Below are 3,313 nucleotides of genomic sequence, written 5' to 3'. Positions count from 1 at the left end.
ATGGTGTGGAAGAACCCGAGCGTCATGTTCGCCCACCCCAAGGCGATCGCGGCCTTCGCCCGCCAGTGCAACAGCAGGGGCATCTACCCGCAGACGGTGGACGTCAACGGCCAGAAGGCGCCGGCCTGGCGCGGGGTGCCGATGCTGCCGTGCAACAAGATCCCGGTCAACGACAAGGGCATCAGCTCGATCATGGTCATGCGCCTGGGGGAGAAGGACCAGGGTGTGGTCGGCCTGCGCCGCACCGGGCTGGTGGACGAGTACGAGCCCGGCCTGTCGGTGCGCTTCATGGGCATCGACGACAAGGCGATCATCTCCTACCTGGTGACCACCTACTACTCGGCGGCCGTCCTGGTCCCCGACGCCCTCGCCATCCTGGAGAGTGTCGAGGTCCTCTGATGTCCTCCTACCGGCTGCCGGACTTCTATCTCCCCTATCCGCCCCGGCTGAACCCGCACGTGGAGACCGCCCGGGCGCACACCCGGCGGTGGGCGGCGGACATGGGCATGCTCGACGACCCGGACATCTGGACCGAGGAGTCGCTCGAGGCGATGGACTACGGCCTGATGTGCGCCTACACCCATCCCGACTGCTCCGCCCCCGAACTGGACCTGGTCACGGACTGGTACGTGTGGGTCTTCTACTTCGACGACCACTTCCTGGAGACGTTCAAACGCAGCAGGGACCTGGACGGCGCCCAGGACTACCTGGACCGGCTCGACGCGTTCATGTCGGACGACCCGCCCGAGCCGGCGGGTCCCGTCGAGCGGGGCCTGGCCGACCTGTGGCCGAGGACCGTGCCCGTCATGTCGGAGGCGTGGCGGCGCCGGTTCGTCCGGGTCACCCGTGACCTCCTGCAGGAGTCGATGTGGGAGCTGTTCCACATCGAGCGGGAGGCCGTCTCCAATCCGATCGAGTACATCGAGGAGCGCAGAAAGGTCGGCGGCGCCCCGTGGTCGGCCGCGCTGGTGGAGCACGCGGCCGGGGCGGAGCTGCCGGCCCGGCTGGCGGGCTCCCGGCCGATCCGGGTGCTGACGGAGTCGTTCGCCGACGCCGTGCACCTGCGCAACGACCTGTTCTCCTACGAGCGGGAGGTGCTGAAGGAGGGCGAGCTGTCCAACTGCGTGCTGGTCTGCGAGCGCTTCTTCGGCTGCGACACGGCGCGGGCCGTGGAGATCACCAACGACCTGCTCACCTCCCGGCTGCACCAGTTCGAGCACACCGCGCTGACCGAGCTCCCGGCCCTTTTCGCCGACGAAGGGGTCCTGCCCCCCGAGCAGGCGCTGGTCCTGAGCTACGTGAAAGGACTGCAGGACTGGCAGGCGGGAGGACACGCCTGGCACACCGCCTCGAGCCGCTACACCAAGTCCGGGAGCCTCCCCGGGCCGCTCGGCATGAACGTCTCCCGCGCCCACCTCACGGGCGCGGGCGGCCTGCGCAACCACACGCACACGCCGTACCAGCAGGTCTCGGTGCGGCTGCCCAAGCCGTACATGCCGTTCGAGGTGCGCGACAACCCGCACCTGGACGCGGCGCGAGCGGCGGACGTCGAATGGTGTGCCGCCATGGGCTTCTTCGACGGGGTCCCCGGCATCCCGGCGACCGCCGTCTGGAGCGAACCGCAACTCGTCGGCTTCGACCTCGCCCTGTGCGCGTCCGGCATCAACCCGGACGCCACGGCCGGCGAACTGATCCTGGCCACCAACTGGCTGGCCTGGGGGACGTACGGAGACGACTACTATCCCCGGGTCTACGGGCCGGCGCGCGACCTGGTCGGCGCGAAGCTCGGCAACCGGCGGCTCAAGGAGTTCATGCCGCTGGACCTCGTCCCGCGGCTGACCCCGATGACCGGACTGGAACGCGGGCTGGCCGACCTGTGGCCGCGCACCGCCGGGCCGTTGCCCGAGGGCTCCCGCCGGGCCTTCCGCGTCGCCGTCGAAGAGATGATCGACAGCTGGGTGTGGGAGCTGGCCAACCAGGCCCGGCACCGCGTGCCCGAGCCGATCGACTACATCGAGATGCGGCGCAGGACGTTCGGCTCGCAGATGACGATGAGCCTGGCCAGGCTGGCGCCGGGCCGGGTCATCCCCATGGAGATCCACCGCACCCGCGAGTTCCTCGGCATGACCGATGCCGCGCAGGACTACGCGTGTCTGCTGAACGACCTGTTCTCCTACCAGAAGGAGATCCAGTTCGAGGGGGAGCTGCACAACGCCGTCCTGGTGCTGGGCACCTTCCTCGGCTGCGCGCCCGACGAGGCGGTGACCGTGGTGGACGCGCTCATGACCAGCCGGATGAGGCAGTTCGAGCACATCACCACCGTCGACCTGCCCGCCCTGCTCGACCGCATCGAGGCGGGGGAGGACGTGCGGAGGTCGGTCGAGGGATACGTGTCCGACCTGCGCAATTGGATGGCGGCGATCCTGCGCTGGCACGAGCGGTCCCGGCGCTACTTCGAGGAGGAACTGCGCCGGGGTCCGGCGGCACGGTGGTCCCAGGGCCCGACGGGCCTCGGCACGGCCACCGCGCGCATCCTCTCCCTGGCGCCGCCCGCGCACGGGGCGCCGGCGCTCACGGCGTCGTCCGGGACGGCGCCCGCCCTCACCCCGTTCGATCCCGCGCCGCCCGCCCTCGCGCCGACCGCCCTCGCACCGTCCGTCCTCGCACCGTCCGTCCTCGCGCCGTCCGTCCTCGCGGCGCAGGCTGAGTCGTTCCCGGTGGGGGCGCCATGACCGCGTCACGTCTGACCCTGAGCACGGCCGCCGCGCGGAACCTGGCGACCACCGCCAAGACCCCGCCGCAGATGCGGGAGATCACTCCGCGGCACCTGCTGCGGGTGCTGCCGTGGACGGAGGTCCAGGGCGGGGTCTACCGGGTCAACCGCCGGCTCACCTGCACGGTGGGGGACGGGCGGGTGAGCTTCGTCTCCACCGGGGCCCGGGTGCGGGTCATCCCGGCCGAGCTGTGCGAGCTGCCGTCCCTGCACGGGTTCGGCGACCCGGACACCCTCGGGGCGCTGGCCGACCGGTTCGTCCAGCACGAACTGCGCCCGGACGACCCGGTGCCGCCGGGACAGGTGGTGCTCGTCGCCCATGGCAAGGTCACCCGCGTCGGCGCCGGTGCGTACGGCGGCGAGGCCCTGCTCCAGGTCCTGGCCGACGGAGACCACCTGGGCGACCTCACCGGTCCGGGGGCCCCGCCCGCCAGGGCCCTCACCTCCTGCGTCGTTCTCGTCCTCGAGCGGTCGGCGCTGGACAACCTGACCGCGTTGTCCGGCGGCCTGCGCGAGCATCTCAGCCGTCCCCCCGCGGAG

General features: G+C 71.3%; 1 protein-coding gene and 2 pseudogenes. All 3 read left to right on the top strand.

The window, feature by feature from the left end; genetic code table 11:
* Window positions 1-399 (top strand): annotated as a pseudogene (locus AAH991_RS39870) (Crp/Fnr family transcriptional regulator); the annotation flags it as partial.
* Entirely contained in the window at window positions 399-2,732 is a 2,334-nt protein-coding gene (locus AAH991_RS39865) for a terpene synthase family protein (protein WP_346231149.1), read from the top strand. The pseudogene AAH991_RS39870 and the gene AAH991_RS39865, both read left to right, overlap by 1 nt.
* Window positions 2,729-3,313 (top strand): annotated as a pseudogene (locus tag AAH991_RS39860) (cyclic nucleotide-binding domain-containing protein); the annotation flags it as partial. The gene AAH991_RS39865 and the pseudogene AAH991_RS39860, both read left to right, overlap by 4 nt.

It is taken from the genome of Microbispora sp. ZYX-F-249 (assembly GCF_039649665.1).
Lineage (GTDB): Bacteria > Actinomycetota > Actinomycetes > Streptosporangiales > Streptosporangiaceae > Microbispora > Microbispora maris.
Note: the sequence above shows the minus strand (reverse complement) of the source record. Positions and strands in the feature narration are given on the sequence as shown.

Coding starts and splice junctions, on each gene's coding strand:
- AAH991_RS39865 (WP_346231149.1), top strand. CDS start 399: ATGTCCTCCTACCGGCTGCCGGACTTCTATCTCCCCTATCCGCCCCGG.